This is a genomic window from Pseudomonas sp. LAIL14HWK12:I10 (assembly GCF_900184205.1).
In the GTDB taxonomy this organism is placed as follows: Bacteria; Pseudomonadota; Gammaproteobacteria; order Pseudomonadales; family Pseudomonadaceae; genus Aquipseudomonas; species Aquipseudomonas kermanshahensis.
In genome coordinates this window covers 415,402-435,081 of record NZ_FXWU01000005.1, presented here as the reverse complement: position 1 = coordinate 435,081, position 19,680 = coordinate 415,402, and the positions used below count along the sequence as shown (strand labels likewise).

16 protein-coding genes are annotated in these 19,680 nt (G+C 63.0%); 9 read left to right on the top strand and 7 right to left on the bottom strand.

All coding sequences use genetic code 11. The annotated features are described in order from the left end of the window. Positions 1-109: 109 nt before the first annotated feature. From QOS90_RS14505 to araD1, 4 genes are all read right to left on the bottom strand, one after another. A complete protein-coding gene (locus tag QOS90_RS14505; protein WP_085272835.1) occupies positions 110-1,690 on the bottom strand; it encodes an aldehyde dehydrogenase (NADP(+)) in 1,581 nt (526 codons plus the stop codon). Positions 1,691-1,734: 44 nt separating this feature from the next. Beyond that, positions 1,735-3,288 (bottom strand): UxaA family hydrolase, encoded by a 1,554-nt coding sequence (locus tag QOS90_RS14500; protein ID WP_085272836.1) that lies wholly within the window; start codon positions 3,286-3,288, stop codon positions 1,735-1,737. 27 nt (positions 3,289-3,315) lie between these two features. Continuing rightward, positions 3,316-4,632, bottom strand: a complete 1,317-nt coding sequence (locus tag QOS90_RS14495) for an MFS transporter (RefSeq protein ID WP_172960359.1) — start codon at positions 4,630-4,632, stop codon at positions 3,316-3,318. 64 nt (positions 4,633-4,696) lie between these two features. Further along, positions 4,697-5,695: an AraD1 family protein gene (gene araD1, locus QOS90_RS14490; RefSeq protein WP_085272838.1), complete on the bottom strand. Its 999-nt coding sequence runs from the start codon at positions 5,693-5,695 to the stop codon at positions 4,697-4,699. A 107-nt stretch (positions 5,696-5,802) separates the two neighbouring features. On the opposite strand from araD1, the gene QOS90_RS14485 reads away from it, so the two are divergent. Continuing rightward, positions 5,803-6,720 carry a LysR family transcriptional regulator gene (locus QOS90_RS14485; RefSeq protein WP_027593216.1) on the top strand — a complete coding sequence of 306 codons (918 nt, stop codon included), beginning with the start codon at positions 5,803-5,805 and terminating at the stop codon, positions 6,718-6,720. A gap of 53 nt (positions 6,721-6,773) precedes the next feature. Here QOS90_RS14485 and QOS90_RS14480 read toward each other — a convergent pair whose 3' ends face one another. Next, positions 6,774-7,604, bottom strand: coding sequence for an NAD-dependent epimerase/dehydratase family protein (locus tag QOS90_RS14480; protein ID WP_085272839.1), 831 nt, complete (start codon positions 7,602-7,604; stop codon positions 6,774-6,776). Positions 7,605-7,688: 84 nt separating this feature from the next. Beyond that, positions 7,689-8,414, bottom strand: coding sequence for an oligogalacturonate-specific porin KdgM family protein (locus tag QOS90_RS14475; protein ID WP_027593218.1), 726 nt, complete (start codon positions 8,412-8,414; stop codon positions 7,689-7,691). A gap of 360 nt (positions 8,415-8,774) precedes the next feature. Here QOS90_RS14475 and QOS90_RS14470 point away from each other — a divergent pair, with 360 nt between their 5' ends. The 8 genes from QOS90_RS14470 (at position 8,775) to QOS90_RS14435 (ending at position 18,948) form a co-directional block, all read left to right on the top strand. Next, complete coding sequence (locus tag QOS90_RS14470; protein WP_085272840.1) at positions 8,775-9,929, top strand: mandelate racemase family protein; 1,155 nt, start codon at positions 8,775-8,777, stop codon at positions 9,927-9,929. A 69-nt stretch (positions 9,930-9,998) separates the two neighbouring features. Then, on the top strand, positions 9,999-11,609 hold the full coding sequence (locus tag QOS90_RS14465; RefSeq protein ID WP_027593220.1) for an ABC transporter substrate-binding protein: 1,611 nt from the start codon (positions 9,999-10,001) through the stop codon (positions 11,607-11,609). A 66-nt stretch (positions 11,610-11,675) separates the two neighbouring features. Further along, complete coding sequence (locus QOS90_RS14460) at positions 11,676-12,713, top strand: ABC transporter permease (RefSeq protein WP_027593221.1); 1,038 nt, start codon at positions 11,676-11,678, stop codon at positions 12,711-12,713. 54 nt (positions 12,714-12,767) lie between these two features. Continuing rightward, complete coding sequence (locus QOS90_RS14455) at positions 12,768-14,378, top strand: ABC transporter substrate-binding protein (protein WP_085272841.1); 1,611 nt, start codon at positions 12,768-12,770, stop codon at positions 14,376-14,378. A 62-nt stretch (positions 14,379-14,440) separates the two neighbouring features. After that, positions 14,441-15,358 (top strand): ABC transporter permease, encoded by a 918-nt coding sequence (locus QOS90_RS14450; RefSeq protein ID WP_033694009.1) that lies wholly within the window; start codon positions 14,441-14,443, stop codon positions 15,356-15,358. 11 nt (positions 15,359-15,369) lie between these two features. Continuing rightward, positions 15,370-16,209 carry an ABC transporter ATP-binding protein gene (locus QOS90_RS14445; RefSeq protein WP_027593224.1) on the top strand — a complete coding sequence of 280 codons (840 nt, stop codon included), beginning with the start codon at positions 15,370-15,372 and terminating at the stop codon, positions 16,207-16,209. A 10-nt stretch (positions 16,210-16,219) separates the two neighbouring features. After that, a complete protein-coding gene (locus QOS90_RS14440; RefSeq protein WP_027593225.1) occupies positions 16,220-16,993 on the top strand; it encodes an ABC transporter ATP-binding protein in 774 nt (257 codons plus the stop codon). Between the two features lie 143 nt (positions 16,994-17,136). Then, on the top strand, positions 17,137-18,948 hold the full coding sequence (locus QOS90_RS14435) for a glycosyl hydrolase family 28 protein (protein WP_085272842.1): 1,812 nt from the start codon (positions 17,137-17,139) through the stop codon (positions 18,946-18,948). Here QOS90_RS14435 and QOS90_RS14430 read toward each other — a convergent pair. Next, a complete protein-coding gene (locus QOS90_RS14430) occupies positions 18,936-19,679 on the bottom strand; it encodes a FadR/GntR family transcriptional regulator (RefSeq protein ID WP_027593227.1) in 744 nt (247 codons plus the stop codon). The genes QOS90_RS14435 and QOS90_RS14430 overlap by 13 nt on opposite strands. Position 19,680: the final 1 nt, after the last annotated feature.

Below are 19,680 nucleotides of genomic sequence, written 5' to 3'. Positions count from 1 at the left end.
GGTCCTGAAGAATCGCGGGGGCTCTTCAGGTGGGAGAGGGTGCGGTGAGGGGAGTTCAAAATTTCCCCCCGTCGAGCGCCTGACGGCTCGACAGGGGGCACACGGCCCTTTAGCAGCTTGAGCGGCTACCCTCACCATCGATCAAGCGCCAGATACCCAGTGGATTGGCGTTCTGCAACGCAGGGGGCAGCATCGCATCAGGGTAGTTCTGGAAGCACACTGGCCGCAGGAAGCGATCGATCGCCAGCGACCCCACCGAGGTGCCGCGGGCGTCCGAGGTGGCAGGGTATGGGCCGCCGTGGACCATCGCATCGCACACCTCGACGCCGGTGGGGTAGCCGTTGAACAACACACGGCCGACCTTGTCCTGGAGCAATTCACTCAACCAGCTGAAGCCTGTCAGTTCTGCTGCTTCGCCAATGACCGTGGCGGTCAGTTGCCCGCGCAGGGCTTGCACGGCGGCGCTGAGTTGCGCCTGATCTTCAACTTCAATGACCAGGGTCGTGGGCCCGAACACTTCTTCCTGCAGCAGCGGGTCGCCGTTCAGCAGCAGGCTGACATCGGCCTTGAACAGTTGCGGCTGCGCCTGCCGCTCGCCTTGCTCGGCGCCGGCCAGGTGGGTGATGCCGGGGTGCGCGTGCAAGTGTTGTAGGCACTGGCGGTAGCTGGCCAGGGTGCCGGCGTTGAGCATGGTCTGGGCGCCTTGCGCAGCCATTTGTGCTTGCAGGTGCTCGACAAAATGGCTGAATGCAGCAGAGCGCATGCCCAGCACCAGGCCTGGGTTGGTGCAGAACTGGCCACAGCCCAGGGTCACGGACGCGGCGAGCTCGCGGGCCAGTGCAGCGCCTCGCTGAGCCAGCGCTTCAGGCAGCAGGATCACCGGGTTGATGCTGGACATCTCGGCAAACACTGGGATCGGTTGTGCCCGCTCCGCAGCCATGCGCATCAGCGCGTTACCGCCCTTGAGCGAGCCGGTGAAACCGACGGCCTGGATGGCCGGGTGCTTGACCAGCCACTCGCCGACGCCCGCACCGTAGACCATGTTGAAGACGCCCGCCGGCATGCCACTGCGCGTCGCGGCGCGCAAGATGGCATCCGCTACACCTTCAGCGGTGGCCATGTGGCCGCTGTGCGCCTTGAACACCACCGGGCAGCCGGCGGCCAGGGCCGACGCGGTATCGCCGCCTGCGGTCGAGAACGCCAGCGGGAAGTTGCTGGCCCCGAACACGGCAACCGGGCCCACCCCGATACGGTACTGACGTATGTCCGGGCGCGGCAGCGGCTGGCGCTGTGCCAGCGCGCGGTCGATGCGGGCGCCGTAAAAATCACCCCGGCGCAGCACCGTGGCGAACTGGCGCATCTGGCCGCTGGTGCGGGCACGTTCCCCCTGGATTCGGCCGGCGGGCAGGGCCGTTTCCCGGCATACCGTGGCGATGAAGGCGTCACCCAGTGCATCGAGTTCGTCGGCAATCGCCTCCAGAAACACTGCACGTTGCTCGGCCGGCAGGTTGCGGTAGGCCGGGAAGGCCGCGGCAGCAGCCGTTGCGGCCGCATCCACTTCAGCTTCGGTGGCTTGGCTGAATACGCCGGGCAGCGCTTCGCCAGTGCTGGCATCCAGGCTCTTGAGTAGCGTATTGCCTTGCGCCGAGCGCTGGCCGCCGATGTAATTGTGACCAAGGATCTGGGTCATGAGGGCTCCGATAAACGTTAAGGCAGGTACATCAAGGCAAGCAGTCAGGTAATGGCGCCGATCTGCCACGGCACGAACTCGTTCTGCCCGTAGCCATGCTGTTCGCTCTTGCTGCGCTCCCCCGATGCGATGCGGAGCATCATCTGGTAGATGTGCTCGCCGCGCTCTTCGATGGTCATGCTGCCGTCGGCAATGCCGCCGCAGTTGACGTCCATGTCGTCTTCCTGGGTTTCCCACAGCCGCGTGTTGGTCGCCAGCTTGATGGACGGCGAGGGCGCACAGCCATAGGCGGAACCGCGGCCGGTGGTGAAAGCGATCAAGTTGGCCCCCCCGGCGACTTGGCCAGTGGCCGAAATCGGGTCATAACCGGGGGTGTCCATGAACACCAGGCCATGGGCGCGCACCGGCTCTGCGTATTCGTACACATCCACCAGGTCACTGGAGCCGGCCTTGGCGACCGCACCCAGTGATTTTTCCAGGATGGTGGTCAAGCCACCGGCCTTGTTGCCGGCCGAAGGGTTGTTGTTCAGCTCGGCGCCCATGCGCTGGCAATAGGCTTCCCACCACTGGATGCGGGCGATCAGCTTTTCACCGACCTGCTGGCTTACGGCGCGGCGCGTCAGCAGGTGCTCGGCACCGTAGATTTCGGGGGTTTCCGACAGGATCGCGGTACCGCCTGCGGCTACCAGCCGGTCCACGGCATTGCCCAGCGCAGGGTTGGCGGTGATGCCCGAGTAGCCGTCCGAACCCCCGCATTGAAGGCCCACGGTAAGGTGGCGCACGCTGACTGGCTGGCGCTCGACCTGGTTGGCTTCGGCGAGCAACGCCTTGACCTGGGCAATGCCGCTGGCGATGGTCTTGCTGGTGCCACCGGTGCCCTGGATGGTGAAGGTGCGCAGAGTGTGGCTGCTTTGCAACCCTTGGGCGGCGAGCAGCTCAGGGATCTGGTTGGTTTCGCAACCCAGGCCGATCAGCAGCACCGAGGCGAAGTTGGCATGCACGGCATAGCCGCCCAAGGTCCGGCGCAGCATGGCCAAGGCCTCGCCAGAGGGGTCGACGGCGCAACCGACGCCATGGGTCAGGGCCACCACGCCGTCGACGTTCGGGTACGGCGCCAACGCTTCGGGGTGAATGTCACGGCGAAAATGGTCGGCGATTGCCCGGGCCACGGTGGCCGAGCAGTTCACCGAGGTGAGGATGCCGACATAGTTGCGCGTGGCGACCCGGCCATCGGCCCGGACGATACCCCTGAAAGTGTCGTCGTTGGGCGCCTGCGCGCCACGGGCATCGACGCCAAAGGCGTAGTCACGGGCAAAGTCACCCATTGCCAGGTTATGCACGTGCACATGCTCGCCTGCGGTGATGGCCTGGCTGGCAAAGCCGATGATCTGCCCGTAGCGGCGCAGCGGTTGGCCGGCCGCAATGTCGCGCGCCGCCACCTTGTGCCCAGCAGGGATTGGCTGGCGAACGGTGATGCCCTCGTCCAGCAGCAACCCTTCGGGCAAGGCCTGGCGGGCGATGAGCACGTCGTCGAGCGGGTTGAGTCGGATCACGGCGTTGGCAGCGCGTTCACTGCCTGTTGTTGTAATGAGTTGCATGACAGTTCCCTCAATAGGGCGCGTGGCTCAGGCCAGCCCGCGCTCGCGATAGTCGATCAGGCCAGAGAACAGCATCAGGCCGAAGGCCATGACCACGAAGAAGATCAGGGCCAAGAAGTACGAACCGGTGAACTGCACGATCAGGCCGATCAGGATCGGTACCAGCACGCCGACCATGTTGCCGCAGAAGTTCATGCTGCCGCCCAGAACGCCGGCTTTGGATTTACCGCCGAGAATGGCCGGCAGGCACCAGTACATGCCGCACCAGCGGATGAAGAACAGCGCCACGCACAGCAGGGCGATCACCCGCGCAGCATCTGGGGTGTAGGCCACCAGCAGGATGCACAGCGCGGCGACGGCAGCGGAGCCTGCGAACATGCTGCGCATGACCGTGTTCGGCTGGCCGCCATTGGCTTTCCACTTGTCCGAGATCCAGCCGCCCACCAGCTCGCCGACAAAACCGCACATGAAGATTAGGAACGTCGCGCCACCCATGGCCTTGATGTCCAGGTTGTGGGCTTGGTGCAGGTAGCTTGGCATCCAGGTCAGCAGGCCATAGAACACGCTGTTGTAGCAGGCGTAGCCGGCGAACATGCACAGCACCGAGCGGCTTTTCAGCAGCTCTTTGAGTACCGCCTTGCGGTTGCCGTTGGCCTGGGTCGCGGCGTCGTTGGCTTGGGTGATGTAGGCCAGTTCGGCGGCGTTGACCTGCGGGTGTTCGCTGGGGTGGTTGCGGATGTACCACCAGGCCCAGATGCCTGCTGCGACGGTGCCGACACCGGCGATGATGAAGGCGATGCGCCAGGAGTCGAACCAGGTGATCAGCCCGGCGATGATGATCGCGCCAAACGCTGTGCCCAGCGGCGCGCCGCCGTCGACCAGGGTGGCGCCGCGGCCACGTTCGTTGGGGGTCAACCAAGCGCCGTTGAGTTTGGCGCCCGCCGGCATGATCGGCGACTCGGCCACGCCCAGGCCAATGCGGGTGACCAGCAGGGTAATCCAGTTGTGGGCAAAGCCGCCCAGCGCCTGGAAGGCACCCCAGCCGATGGTGGCGACACCAATGATGTTGCGCACCTGGAAGCGGTCGAGCAGCACACCGGCCGGGATCTGCATCAGGGCGTAGGACCAGAAGAACGCGCTGAGGATCAACCCTTCAAGTGCTGGGGTGAGTTCGAACTCGGCAGAAATCAAGGGCAGGGCCACCGACAGCGACGCCCGGTCGATGTAGTTGATCGCTGCCAGCAACAGCAGGATCAGGAAGATCCGCCAGCGCACGGTGGTCGGCTTGGCGGTGTCTGTGCTGGCCGTGGCGGCTGTGGCCGCCGGGTAAGGGGTGTGTTTCATGCTCATCTCACTGTTGTGATTGTTATGAAATGCCGCGGCGGCGCGGCCCTGCGCCGCCGTCGGTTCAGAGCGTCTTCACCTCGCCAGGTGAGATGGCCGAAGGCGTCCCGGCAATGCCATTGCACAGGGGGGCGCCGAAATCAGGCAGGCTGATCTCGAACACATCGCCCTCGGCGGGCTTGATCTGGTCGGCGAACGACAAGGTCGCCGTGCCGAAGAAGTGCACGTGCACATCGCCTGGGCGCAGGAACTGGGCGTACTTGAAGTGGTGATACTCCAGGTTGTCCAGCGAGTGGCACATGTTGTCCTCACCGCTGAGGAAGGCCTTTTCCCAGATCACCTGGTCGCCGCGACGAATCCGGCTGATGCCATCGAGGTGGCGCGGCAGCTCACCGACCCGCAGTTCAGGGCCAAAGGCGCAACTGCGCAATTTGGAGTGAGCCAGGTACAGGTAGTTGCGTCGTTCCATCACATGGTCGGAAAACTCGTTGCCGATGGCAAAACCGAGGCGGTAGGGCTGGCCATCATCTCCGATCACATACAGGCCGGCCAGCTCGGGTTCTTCACCGGCATCTTCAGCAAAGGCCGGGCGCTGCAAGGCCTGGCCAGGGCGGACCACAATGGAGCCGTCGCCCTTGTAGAACCACTCCGGTTGTACGCCCGCGGTGCCCGGTGCAGGGCGGCCGCCTTCGATGCCCCACTGGAAGATCCGCGCGGTGTCGGTCAACGCCGCCGCATCGTCGATTTTTTGCTGGTGCATCTTGTCGCGGGTGGCAGCACTGCCCAGGTGGGTCAGGCCGGTGCCGCTGATCAGGCAATGGGCTGGGTCTTCGTGGTCCAGCGGGGGCAGTACGCGGCAGTCGCTCAGGGCCTGGCGGTAACTGTGTTGCGTGCTGTCCAGGCCGCGTTCGAGCACTTCTGCGGCCAGGCTGGTGTGGTTGCGGATCGCGGCCAAGGCCAGCTCACGCATGGAGTGGGTATCACGCACGACCTGGATCAGGTCGCCTTCGACCACGCCGACGTGGCGTTGGCCGGGTGCGGTTTCAAATTGGATCAGGCGCATGCGGGTTCCTGTGTTGTTCTTGTTGAAGATGCAGGTCACTTTAATTTTCCCCGCCGTTGCTGCCTAATGAGACCTGCTGACCCCGTGATAACTTTAAGTGATCCCCTATGCTGCCACCCCTGAGTTCCATGGCCTCGCGCCTTCGCCTGCGCCAGTTGCGGTTATTGATCAGCCTGGATGAGCTGGGCTCGATTCATAAAGCGGCCGAGGCCATGTCGATCACCCAACCGGGGGCGACAAAAGCCCTCAACGAAATTGAATCGACCCTGGGCGCGGTGCTGTTCGAGCGCACCAGCAAGGGCCTCGAGGCCAATGACCTGGGCCGTTGCGTGCTGCGCTACGCGCGCCTGATCAGTAACGACCTGGCACACCTGCGTGAAGAGATGCTGGGTATTCTGCAGGGCCATGGGGGGCGTTTGTCGGTCGGCACGATCATGGGGGCGGTGCCGATATTGGTGGAGGGGTTGGCGCGCTTGCGTGAAAGCCAGCCAGACCTGTCGGTGTCGGTAGTTGAGGACACCAGCGACCGCCTGCTCAACCTGCTCGACCAGGGCCGCCTGGACGTGGTGATCTGCCGGACCAGTGTCAGCCCGCGGCCCGCCGCCTACGACAGTGTGCCGAAACACCAGGAGCAATTGGTGCTGGTAGCCAACCCTGCACACGCCCTGGCCGGCAGCGAGACCTTGAGCCTTGCGCAGCTGGCCAGTTCACGTTGGGTGGTATTCCCGGTCAACATGCCCATGCGCCTGACGTTGGAGCGCGAATTCCGCGAAGCGGGCCTGAGCTTTCCGCAATACCCGATTGAAACGTCATCGACCTTCACTACTTTGTCGATGCTGCTGCAGGACCCGGGCTTGCTCGCTGTGATGCCGTGGGATGTGGCCAAGGTCGCACTGGACCATGGCATGCTGGTGCGCCTGCCGCTGCAGCTCAAGTCGCGCAGCGAGCCGTACGAAGTGGTCACGCGCAAGGGCGTGGAGTTGAGCCGGCCTGCGCAGATGCTGGTGAGCATTCTGATGGCATGAGCCCGCTGCACCGCTCGGGTGCAAGGGGCTTTAAAGGGTGGCAGAGCGCGGGGTCAGTCGCCGAATGGACCAGCGACGGTGAAGGCGCCACCTTGCAGGTGCGCGCTGGCATCGTCAGTGGCAGGTTTTGGCTGTTGCTCGAGTTTTGCGCGAAAGCGCTCCGAGCTGTCCTGCGGATTGAAGCCCAGGTGCACCGCGTAGCGGTTGTCCCACCACAGCTCGCGGTTGGCCGACACGCCATACACCACGGTGTGGCCAACGTTTTCAGCGAGCAAGGCCCGTTCTACCAGGTGCGAAAGGTCTGCATAGCTCAGCCAGGTCGAGAGCATGCGCATGTTGCGCGGTTCTGGGAATGACGAGCCGATGCGCAGGCTCACGGTCTCGATGCCGTAACGGTGGAAATAGAAGGTGGCGAGGTCTTCGCCATACGATTTCGACAACCCGTAATAGCAGTCTGGGCGACGCACAGACTGCGCATCCACCTGCTCGTCTTGCGGATAAAACCCGGTGACGTGGTTGGAGCTGGCGAACACCACCCGTGGGATCCCGTGTTTGCGTGCGGCTTCATAGATATGAAAAGTGCCGCGGATATTGGCGTCGAGAATTTCTTCGAACGCACGCTCCGTGGAAATCCCACCCAAGTGGACGATGGCATCCACGCCTTGGGCAAGCGCCAGTACACCGGCCTTGTCCGCAAGGTTGCAACTGATCACTTCTTCATGGGCGCCCGCTGCGGGCGCCATCGCACTGATATCGGAAGCCCGTACGACGTTGGCGTGCGCCTGCAGGGCTTCGCGCAGGATCTGCCCGAGACCGCCGGCGGCGCCGGTCAGCAGCAGGCGGTTGAACGGTTTGCCCAGGGTGGGCGAGGAGGGTGTGGTCATGGCGAGCGCCTTGGCGTGAGGGGTGGTTGGGGGGTAGTTGGGCGACAACGCCGGGCCACCTGGCAGGCACCCGGCAGCGCGGCATTACATGAAGTTGTACTGGATGCCCAGGCGCCAGCGGGCCTGGCGGTCGTCGGTGTAGGCGTTGACCTTGATGTCACCCACTTCCATGAACGGCGCCCACTGCTTGTTGAGCTTGTACTTGACGATCAGGTTCTGCTCGTAGTCGCTCTTCTTGTTGTCGTAGCGGATGTAGTCGGTGTCGAAATAAATGTACTGGTACTCGAAGGCCCACGGCCCTTTCGGGGTGTAGCCGAGCCAGCCTTCGAGCCGAGTGGTGTTCTGGTTGTCCTTGGCGCGATCTGCCTTGGAGTGGTCGATCTGGTCGCGGTCGAGGTTGCGCGCGTCGTGCCGCACACGGGTGGCGACGTACCAGGTGTCGCTGATCTTGTAGTTGTACTTCAAACCGAACTTGTAGGTGGTGGCGTCCTTGGAACTGTCCATCTGGAACGCGGGGGTAAGGGTCGACTTGGGACTCAGCTTGTAGTTGTAGTCCACGGTGAACTCATGGCCGTTGTTGACCATGTTGTCGTACGCCACGTCCTCGCGGTCGCCGGCGGTCTTGTACTTGATCTCGGCGGCGAAGCCCAGGCCAGTGTCCATCCGGTAGTTCAGCTTGATCCGGTCGGAATGGATGCTGTCGTCTTCGGTGTAGCCGTGGCGGTAGTTGATGCTGGCCGAGTCTGCGCAGGCATAAAACGACAGGCCGAGTGTACTGACAGCAATGAGGTTGCGGAGTGTGGTGTTCATTCGATCTTCTTTTCTTGTTTTTGTTGAGGTCGTTTTGAAGCGGGTGGTCACGATCGGATGCGGTAAGGGGCAGGGCGCCGCGATCAGATGCGCCAAAGTTATCGTACAACATTTCGGTTGTCTACGATTTCTTCAGTGGTTGTCGGATGACCTTTCGGCTCGCCTTTGAAATGCCTGATATAGAGGCTTTACTGCAACCATAGGAATGCGATAGGTATCCCAAAAGAGGTAAAAAATCAGAAGGCGAAGCCATTTTTTAAAGTTTTTAAGGGGTGCTTTTCAAAAGTTGTATGATGACGTAGGATGACCTCCAGAGCGTGACTCACCCGCCACAAATCCAATAAGAAGGCTCAGACGTCCATGATCATCACTGCTGTAAACGTCCAGGTTTTTTCCTACCCCACGCGCCGCGCTGTCGACAGCGCCGGCCATGCCCACCCCGGTGACGTAACCCAGGCCAAGATGGCGCTGCTGCGCATCACCACCGAATGCGGTAACGAAGGCTATGCACTGGGTGCCCCTGAACTGATCCGCCCCTACGTGCTCGATGGTTTCGTGCGCAAAGTGCTGGTCGGCGCAAACGCCTTCGACCGCGAGAAGATCTGGCACGACCTCGCCCACTGGCAGCGCGGCAGTGCCAGCCAGTTGACCGATCGCGCCCTGGCGTTGGTCGAGCAGGCCTTGTGGGACTGGGCCGGGCGCAAGCTCAATGTGCCGGTGCACAAGTTGATTGGTGGCTACCGCGACAAGGTGCCTGCGTATGGCTCGACCATGTGTGGCGACGAGCTTGAAGGTGGCCTGTCGACCCCTGAGGAATACGGGCGCTTTGCCGAAACCCTGGTCAAGCGCGGCTATAAAGCGATCAAGCTGCACACCTGGATGCCGCCTGTGTCGTTCGCGCCCAGCGTGAGCATGGATATCAAGGCCTGCGCCGCGGTGCGCGAGGCAGTCGGCCCGGACATCGCCCTGATGATCGACGGCTACCACTGGTACAGCCGCACCGACGCCCTGACCATCGGCCGCGCCCTGGAAAAGCTCGACTTCGCCTGGTTCGAAGAGCCGATGATGGAAGACTCCGCCGAATCCTATGCCTGGCTGTCTAGCCAGTTGGACATCCCGGTACTGGGCCCGGAAAGCCTGGGTGGCAAGCACCTGAGCCGGGCCAGCTGGGTCAAGAACGATGTGTGTGACATCCTGCGTGCCGGGGTTGCCGGGGTCGGTGGCATCGCCCCATGCCTGAAGGTGGCGCACATGGCCGAGTCATTTGGCATGGATTGCGAGATCCACGGCAACGGCGCAGCCAACCTGGCCGTGGTCGGGGCGATCAAGAACTGCACCTGGTACGAGCGCGGCCTGCTGCACCCGTTCCTCGACTACGACGAAGTACCGGCCTACCTCAAGCGCCTGGTCGACCCGATGGACAAGGACGGCTTCGTGCACCTGTCGGACCTGCCGGGCCTGGGTGAAGAGATCGATTTTGACTACGTCGAGACCCACACGCTGCAACGCTTCTGATTCGTGCATGGCGGCACGCGCCCTCGCGTGCCGCCCGAGAGTCCAATAACTATAAAAAGGCAATCTCACATGAGCGTTCTCCCCACATTCTGGGCAGGGGTCCTTGCTGCATCGCTGGCAATGACCTCGGTACCTGCTGCTTTCGCCAAGACGCCGGCCGACCAGTTGATCGTCGGCATGAGCATGATCAACCTGTTGTCCCTCGACCCAGCCGGTGCCACCGGGCTGGACGTTTCCGAGGTCAACGCCAACCTGTACGACATGCTGCTGGTGCAGGACGCGCAGCAACCGGACCAACTGGTGCCGGCGCTGGCGCAAAGCTGGCAGGTCAGCGATGACCGCAAGACCCTCACCTTCAAGCTGCGCGAAGGCGTGAAGTTCCAGTCCGGCAACGCGTTCAGCGCCGAGGACGTCGCCTGGTCGCTGCAGCGCATCCTCAAGCTCAACCTGGCCCTGGCCTCGACCTGGAAGGCCTACGGCTTCACGGCGGGCAACGTCGCCCAATACATGCGCGCCAGCGATGAACACACCTTTGTCCTCGAGCTGCCGCGGCCGACCGACCCGCTGTTGGTGCTGAACACCCTGGCGACCTCGCCCAGCGCGTTCATCCTCGACCGCAAGGTCGTCCAGCAACACCAGAAGGGCGACGACATGGGCGCCGCCTGGCTGACCACCCATGCCGCTGGCAGCGGCCCGTTCATTCTTAATGACTGGCGTGCCAACGACGTGATCCTGATGAGCCGTTTCGACGGCTATTGGGGTGGCCCGGCCAAGCTCAAGCGCATCGTCATGCGCAACATGACCGAATCGCAGTCGTTGCGGCTGATGGTGGAACGCGGCGACCTGGACCTGGCCAAGGGCATGTCCGCCCCGGACATCGAGGCGCTGGAGAAGTCCGACAAGGTGCGCACCGAGACCGTGCAGCGCGGCACGCTCTACTACGTGGCGCTGAGCGTCAAACAAAAACCCTACGACGACGCCCGCGTGCGCAAGGCCGTGCGTTCGCTGATCGACTATCAGGGCATCAACCAGACCGTCATGCCGCATTACGGCCAGCTCAATCAACGCCCGCTGCCACTGGGCCTGCCGGCACGCCTGGACGACCCTGGCTACAGCCTGAACGTGGCCGAAGCGAAAAAACTGCTGGCAGAAGCCGGTTACCCCAATGGTTTCAAGACCACCATCCGCGTGCTCACCGAACCCCCGTTCATCAACATTGCCTCCAGCCTGCAGGCCACCCTGGCCCAGGCCGGCATCCAGGCCACCATCGTCACCGGCACCGGCAACCAGATCTACGGCGCCATGCGCGAACGCAGTTTCGACATCCTGGTAGGCCGCGGCGGCGGCGGTGCCGAGCGGCACCCGCATTCCAGCTTGCGCACCCTGGTGTACAACCCGGACAACCGTGATGAAGCCAAGCTGAGCAACTTCCAGGGCTGGCGCACGTCGTTCTACAGCCCTGAGTTGAACACCCTCATCGAACAGGCCGAAGTCGAACCGGACAAGGCGCGGCAGTTGGCCCAGTACCAGCAGATCCAGACGTCCCTGGACGCCCAGGTGGGCGCGATTCTGCCGGTGTCGCAGATGACCGACACCGTGGTGCTGTACCACGACGTGCAGAACTATCAGGCCCACAGCGCGGCCACCACCCGTTACAAAGACGTCTACAAGTCGCGATGAGCGGGACGGGGGCGCCCGCGCCCCTAACGCCTCGGTGTTTGCTGAACGCTTTTTCAGGAGCCTGTTATGTTGCTTTCGACTGCCTCTGTGCTGGGCACGCGCGTGTCTGCCACTGCCCGACGGGCCAGCACGGTCCTGGTGACCTTGCTCGGCCTGTTGGCGCTGACATTCTTCATTGGTCGGGTGATGCCGCTGGACCCGGTGCTGGCCGTGGTCGGGCCGGACGCCGACAGCTCCACCTATGATCAGGTCTACCAGGCGATGGGCCTGGACAAGCCGATCTGGACCCAGTTCGGGCTGTACCTCAACGATTTGCTGCACGGTGATTTCGGCAATGCGCTGCTCACTGGCCACCCGGTGCTGGAGGACATCAAGCGGGTGTTCCCGGCGACCATCGAGCTGGCCACGCTGGCGATCCTGTTCGGCATCCTCATCGGCCTGCCGCTGGGTGTGGTTGCCGCCAGCAACCAGGGCAAGCTGGGCGACCATGTGGCCCGGGTGATCACGTTGTTCGGTTACTCCACGCCGATTTTCTGGGTGGGCATGATGGGCCTGCTGGTGTTCTACGCCTGGCTCGGCTGGGCGGGCGGGGCAGGGCGTATCGACCTCGCCTACGACGGCATGGTCCCGGACGTGACCGGACTGCTGCTGATCGACACCGCCCTGGCGCGTGACTGGGAGGCGTTCAGCAGTGCCTTGCGCCACATCATCTTGCCGGGGCTGATCCTGGGCTTGAACTCGGTGGCCTATATCAGCCGCATGACGCGCAGCTTCATGCTCGAGCAGTTGTCGCAGGAATACATCATCACGGCGCGGGTCAAGGGCCTGTCGCGTCGCCAGGTGGTGTGGGGCCATGCGTTTCGCAACATCCTCGTGCAACTGCTGACCGTGGTGGCGCTGGCCTACGGCTCGCTGCTCGAAGGCGCGGTGCTGATCGAGACGGTGTTCGCCTGGCCGGGCTTTGGCCAATACCTCACCAGCAGCCTGATGCTCGGTGACATGAACGCGGTGATGGGCTGCGTGCTGGTGATCGGCCTGATCTTCGTCGCCCTCAACCTGATCAGCGATGCCCTGTACAAGGTGTTCGACCCAAGGACCCGCTAAGCCCCCAGGGGCTGCGTGAACACATTGCATAACTATAAAAAGAAGGACGCCCACATGAAGACTGCACTTCCCCCGCTGCACATGAGCCTGCTGGGTGCAATCCTGGCCCTGGCGCCGATGGCCGCCGTGCAGGCCAAGACCCCTGCCGACCAGTTGATCGTCGGCATGAGCATGGTCAACCTGTTTTCCATCGACCCGGCCAATGCGCCGGGCCTGGATGCCTCCGGGGTCAACGCCAACCTGTACGACACCTTGGTCAAGCGCGACCAGGGCAACCCGGAAAAACACCTGCCACAGCTGGCCGAACGCTGGGACATCAGCGAAGACGGCAAGCAGATCACCTTCCATTTGCGCAACGACGTCAAATTCCATTCCGGCAACCCGCTGACCGCCGAGGACGTGGCCTGGTCGCTGTACCGGGTGATGAAGCTCAACTTCGGCCTGGCCACCACCTGGAAGGCCTACGGCTACAACGTGGACAACATCCAGGCGCTGATTCGCGCCACCGATGCGCAGACCCTGGTGGTCGACTTGCCACAACCGACCGACCCGCTGCTGCTGATCGACTCGCTGGCGACCTCGCCCAGTGCGGTCATTATCGACCGCCTAGAAGTGCTGAAGCATGAAAAAAACGGCGACCTCGGCGCCGCCTGGCTGGTCACCCATGAAGCGGGGAGCGGCCCGTTCACGCTGGCCAAGTGGAGTGCCAACGATGCGTTGGTGATGAACCGTTTCGACGGCTACTGGGCTGGCCCGGCGAAAATGAAGCGGGTGCTGGTGCGGCACATGACCGAGTCGCAATCGCTGCGCCTGATGCTCGAACGCGGCGACCTGGACCTCGCCTACGGCATGGCCGCACCGGATATCAAAGCCGTCGAGCGCTCTGACCAGTTGCAGGTGCAGCCCCTGCAGCGCGGCACCATGTACTACGTGGCGATGAGCATGAAGCAGCCCGAGTTCGCCAACCCGAAGGTGCGCGAAGCCGTACGTTACCTGATCGACTACAAAGGCATCGACGAACAGGTCATGCCGCATTACGGCATGCTCAACCAGCAGCCGATGCAACTGGGCCTGGACGCGCGCCTGCCAGACCCTGGCTACCGGCTCGACGTGGCCAAAGCCAAGGCGTTGCTGAGCGAAGCCGGCTACCCGCAAGGCTTCAGCACCACCCTAAGGACGCTGTCCGAACCGCCCTTTATCGACATTGCCGCGCGCATGCAATCGACCCTGGCCGAAGGCGGCATCAAGGCCAGCATCGTCACCGGCACCGGCAACCAGGTGTACGGCGCCATGCGTGCGCGCAACTTCGAAATGATCGTGGCCCGTGGGGCCGAACGCTACCCGCACCCGTACTTCAGCCTGCGCACCTTCGTCTACAACCCCGACAACAGTGATGCCGCCGGGCTGCCCAACTTCCAGGGCTGGCGCGCGTCGTTCTTCGACCAACAGCTGAATGCGCTGATCGACCAGGCTGGGGTCGAGCGTGACGCCGGCAAGCGCCTGAACCTGTACCACCAGGCACAGCAGCGTTACGACCAACAGGTCGGCCCGATCATGATGATCTCGCAGATGACCGACACCGCCGTCAGTGCAGTGGACGTCAAGGGCTTCACCGGCGATGACGCCGAGGCGACCCGTTACCTGGGCGTCTACAAGCAACGCTGAACACTGCCGAGGGCGTCTGCGGGCGCCCCAGGTGGCCATGATTTCACATCGAGAACATGCCGATGATTGCCAACCTGTCTTCTACCGTTTCAAGCGACAAGCCGCAGGCCGACAACACACCTGCGTCCAGTGTCGATGCGCTGTACAAAAGCAGCCTGCGGGTGCTGCGCCACCTGCTGCGCAACCCGATGACCCTGGCTGGCCTGCTGGTGGCCTTGCTGCTGGTGGTGGTCGCCGCCTTCGCGCCGTGGATCGCCACCCATGACCCGGTCGTGCAGAACCTCGCCAACGCCCTGCAGGCACCCGGTGCCGCGCACTGGTTCGGCACCGACGAGTACGGCCGCGACATCTTCAGCCGGCTGGTGTACGGCTCACGCATCACCCTGTACATCATTACCCTGGTGACCGTGATCGTCGGCCCGATCGGGTTGTTCATCGGCACGGTGTCGGGGTATTTCGGTGGCGTCGTCGACACCGTGTTCATGCGCATCACCGATATTTTCATCTCGTTCCCAAGCCTGGTGCTGGCGCTGGCGTTCATTGCTGCGCTCGGCCCTGGTCTGGAGCATGCCGTGGTCGCCATCGCGCTGACCTCATGGCCGCCGATCGCTCGCCTGGCGCGGGCCGAAACGCTGTCGCTGCGCAAGGCTGACTTCGTCGTTGCGGTCGAGCTGCAGGGCGCGTCGTCGACGCGGATCATCCTGCGCCACATCGTGCCGATGTGCCTGTCGTCGGTGATCATCCGCCTGACCATGAACATGGCCGGCATCATCCTCACCGCGGCTGCATTGGGCTTTCTTGGCCTGGGCGCGCAGGCGCCGTTGCCGGAGTGGGGCGCGATGATCTCCACCGGCCGACGCTACATGCTCGAATGCTGGTGGCTGGTGGCCGTACCGGGGGCTGCGATCATGCTGGTGAGCCTGGCGTTCAACCTGTTGGGCGATGGCCTGCGGGACATTCTCGACCCGCGTAGCGAGTAACTGGAGGCTTTATGTCGACGCTCAAACTCACTGTCGATTCGCTCAATGTGCGCTTCGTCAATGGCAAGAAAGAAATGCACGCGGTACGCGATGTGTCGTTCACCTTGGGCCGCGAGAAGCTCGCCATTGTCGGCGAGTCCGGTTCGGGCAAGTCCACCGTCGGGCGCAGCTTGCTCAAGCTGCACCCCAATAGCACGCAGATCACTGCCAAGGCCCTGCAGTTCGGCGATGTCGACTTGCTCAGTGCCAGCGAAAAGGCCATGCAGAAGATTCGCGGCCAGCGCATTTCGATGATCATGCAAGACCCCAAGTACTCGCTCAACCCGGTGGTCAAGGTGGGCGATCAGATTGCCGAAGCCTACCTGGCGCACCACAAGGCCAGCCGCAGCGAGGCCCGCGAGCGGGTCTTGCTGATGCTGGAAAAGGTTCATATCCGTGACCCCAAGCGGGTCTACAACCTGTACCCGCATGAAGTCAGCGGCGGCATGGGCCAGCGCATCATGATCGCCATGATGGTCATCACCAACCCGGAGGTGATCATCGCGGATGAACCGACCTCGGCGCTGGATGTGTCGGTACGCCAGCAGGTGCTCAATGTGCTCGAAGAACTGGTGGTGGACCAGCAGATGGGGCTGATTTTCGTCAGCCACGACCTCAACCTGGTTCGCAATTACTGCGACCGAGTGCTGGTGATGTACGCCGGGCGGGTGGTCGAGTCGCTGGCCGCCTGCGACCTGCAATATGCCGAACACCCCTATACCCGTGGCCTGCTGGCGGCCCTGCCGAGCATGGACAACCGCCGCCCACGCCTGCCGGTCCTGCAACGCGACCCGCTGTGGCTCACCTGCTGAGGGAACTGACATGAGCATGATCCAAGCACAATCGCTGAACCTGAGTTTTGGTGTGGGCGCCGCCTGCAACCAGGTGCTGCACGATGTCGACCTGACGGTCGAAGACGGCGAGTCGTTCGGCCTGGTGGGCGAGTCGGGTTCGGGCAAGACCACGGTCTTGCGCTGCCTGGCCGGGCAGTACCGGCACTGGAGCGGGGCGCTGAGCATTGCCGGCGTCCCGCTGCAGCACAAACTGCCCAAGGAGCACTTTCGCAAGGTCCAGATGGTGTTCCAAGACCCTTACGGTTCGCTGCACCCGCGGCACACCATCGACACCGCGTTGCGCGAGCCATTGACCATTCATGGCCTGGGCGAGCGCGATGACCGCATCAACGACATCCTGGTCAAGGTCGGCTTGAACGACAGCTTCCGTTACCGCTACCCGCACCAGCTGTCAGGCGGGCAACGTCAGCGCGTGGCGATCGCCCGGGCGCTGATTCTCGAACCCCGGGTGTTGCTGCTGGACGAGCCGACGTCGGCGCTCGATGTGTCGGTGCAGGCAGAGATTCTCAACCTGCTGGCGGACCTGCGTCAGCGCGAGAAACTCACCTACCTGATGGTGACCCACGACCTGGGTGTGGTCAGCCATTTGTGCGACAAGGTCGCGGTGATGCAACAGGGGCGGATTGTCGAGCGCCTGGACAGCCAAGCCTTGAGCCAGGACCTGGCCAGCCACGACTACACCCGCATGCTGGTGCAGGCCAGCCGCGATTTCAGTGCTGAATCAGTACGTAACGTCAGCTGACACACGCTTTGTGTAGGAGCAGCCTTGCGCTGCGAAGAGGCCTGTATTACCCACCGTTTTTCTTTGGCTGGGATGGCCTCTTCGCAGCACAAGGCTGCTCCTACAACGACTGTGCATAGCGCTATAACAAGGAAGATAACCCCATGCCGCATGCAAACACCGCGACCACCCAATCACTGCTGACTGTCCTGGCACTCGGCTTCAGTTCACCCCTTTGGGCACTCGAAGCGCCGAGCAAAGTCCTGGTCCCGACGCTGGCCTACGACGACCAGCAGATAATCCTGGTCTGGGAGAAACCCGCCGACCCTGCCGACATCGCCGATTACCACGTCTACGCCAATGGCAAGCTGCTCGGTGGCAGCAACGCCAACAACGGGCACGTGTCCCCGGCCAAACCCTATATCGACCGCTTCTACGAGCAGGACACGCGCAATTTCCACCACCGTATCGCCATCCACAGCTACACCGCAGTTGGCCTAGCCCCCGACACTGAATACCGCTTCACCGTGCGTTCGGTGGACCACGCCGGCAAGGAATCGGCCGACAGCCCGGTAATCGTCCAACGTACGACCGCCGTGCCGGCACTGTTCGACGTGCGCCACTATGGCGCCAAGGGCGACGGCCAGACCCTCGATACCGCCGCCATCCAGAAGGCCATCGACGCCTGTACCGTCGGCTGCAAAGTGCTGCTGCCAGCAGGTACCTACAAAAGCGGCGCGCTGTACCTCAAAAGCAACATGACCCTGGAAATCGCCGAGGGCGCGACCCTGCTCGGGTCCGAGCGCGCCGAAGACTACCCCCGCGATGGCTATATCCAGTACCCGTACTCCACCACCGTACGCCCGGCCTCGCTGATTAACGCCTTGCCGCGTGACCCGCGTGCGCACCAAGCATTCGAGAACATACGCATCGTCGGCAAGGGGGTCATTGATGGCAATGGCTGGAAGCGCAACGCCGACATCGTTGATGAACGTGGCCAACCGCTGCCGTTCTACCTGCCGAGCGACAACACCCGCTACCTGCAGGACGGCGTGCTGGCCAAGGCCCAGGTCGCTCGCGCCGTGGCCGAAGGCATGAACGTCAAGGACGCCTATGGCCAAATGCGCTCGTCGCTGGTTACCTTGCGCAACGTCAAGAACGTGTTCTACGGCGGCTTCACGGTGCTCAACCCGGCTTATCACGGCATCATGAACCTGGAGACCGAGAACGTGGTGCTGGCCAACACCACGCACAAGACCTACGACGCCAACAACGGCGATGGCATCGAATTCGCCAACAGCCGCGGCGCATTGGTGTTCAACAACTTCTTCGACACCGGCGATGACTGCGTCAACTTCGCAGCCGGCACCGGCGCCGATGCGGTCAAGCAAAAGCCCCAAGAAGACGCGTGGATCTTCAACAACTACTTCCGCAAGGGCCACGGCATGGTCGTGGCCGGCAGCCACACGGGGGCGTGGATCCAGAACATCCTGGCCGAAGATAACGTTTCTGACGGCACCGATACCGGCTTACGCATGAAGAGCACCAACTTCATGGGCGGTGGCGCGCGTAACGTGGTGTTCCGCGATTCGGCGATGCGCAATACGGTCAAGCAGGCGTTCATCTTCACCCTCGACTACAACGACCCGAACGCCAAGCTGGACTACAAGAAGTCGACCATCGCCGGCCAGTTCCGCGATGTGCGGGTTAGCAATGTCACGGTCGAGAATGCCCAACTGGCGGCGATCGAGGTCAAGGGCGACAGCCTGCACGGCGCTTATCACCAAGGCCTGTCCTTCGAGCGCGTGCGTTTCAGCGGGCCGGCCAAGGCCAAGATCGATGGCTTGAAGGGCTCACGGTTCGACACGGTCCACTTCAGCGAAACCGGCAGTGCCAACCCGTGGCAGGTCAGTGCCAGCGACGGGTTGGTCTTCGAGGATGTGCAACCGGCGCCTGAAGCGGCTCACTCGCTGTAGACCGCCTGGTGTTTCTGCGCCTCGCGCAGGCGCATGCGGCTATTGCTCAAATGCAGGAACATGGCCGCACGCGCCGCATCGACCTGCTTGCTGACGATGGCGTCGAAGATTTGCTGGTGTTCGGCGTTGATCCCCGCCAGGTAGGTGCTGCGGTTGCTCTGCCCGGTATAGGCGGAGTTCATCCGGGTGCGTGGGATCAGCTTGGTGCCCAGGTGTTTCATGATGTCGATGAGGTAGGGGTTGCCGGCCGCTTTGGCGATCTTCAGGTGGAACTGGAAGTCGGCGTTGGTGGTACTGCCCGACTTTTCCGGGCCTTGCAGCAACGCCTGCAACGCTTGCTCCAGCTCGTCGATGGCCTGTGGCGTGGCCCGTTCGGCGGCCATGCCTGCAGCCTGGACTTCCAGGCTTAGGCGGAACTCCAGCAGGTCGAGGACGTCGGATAACAGCACAATGGTGGCGGGCCCGACGTTGAAGCCTTCGGGTGCCGGCATGTCGAGGACGAAGGTGCCGACGCCATGCTGGGTCTCGACCAGGCCTGCCGCCTGCATACGCGACAAGGCATCACGCACTACCGAGCGACTGACGCTTTCGGCGGCCATGATCTGCGTTTCGGTGGGCAGTTTGTCGCCGCGTTTGAGGGTGCCGTCACGCATGCGTTGGGCAAAGCGTTCGACCAACGATTCGGCCAGGCGGCGAGGTTTGATTCGGGCAATAGCCGTGAGGTCAGACATC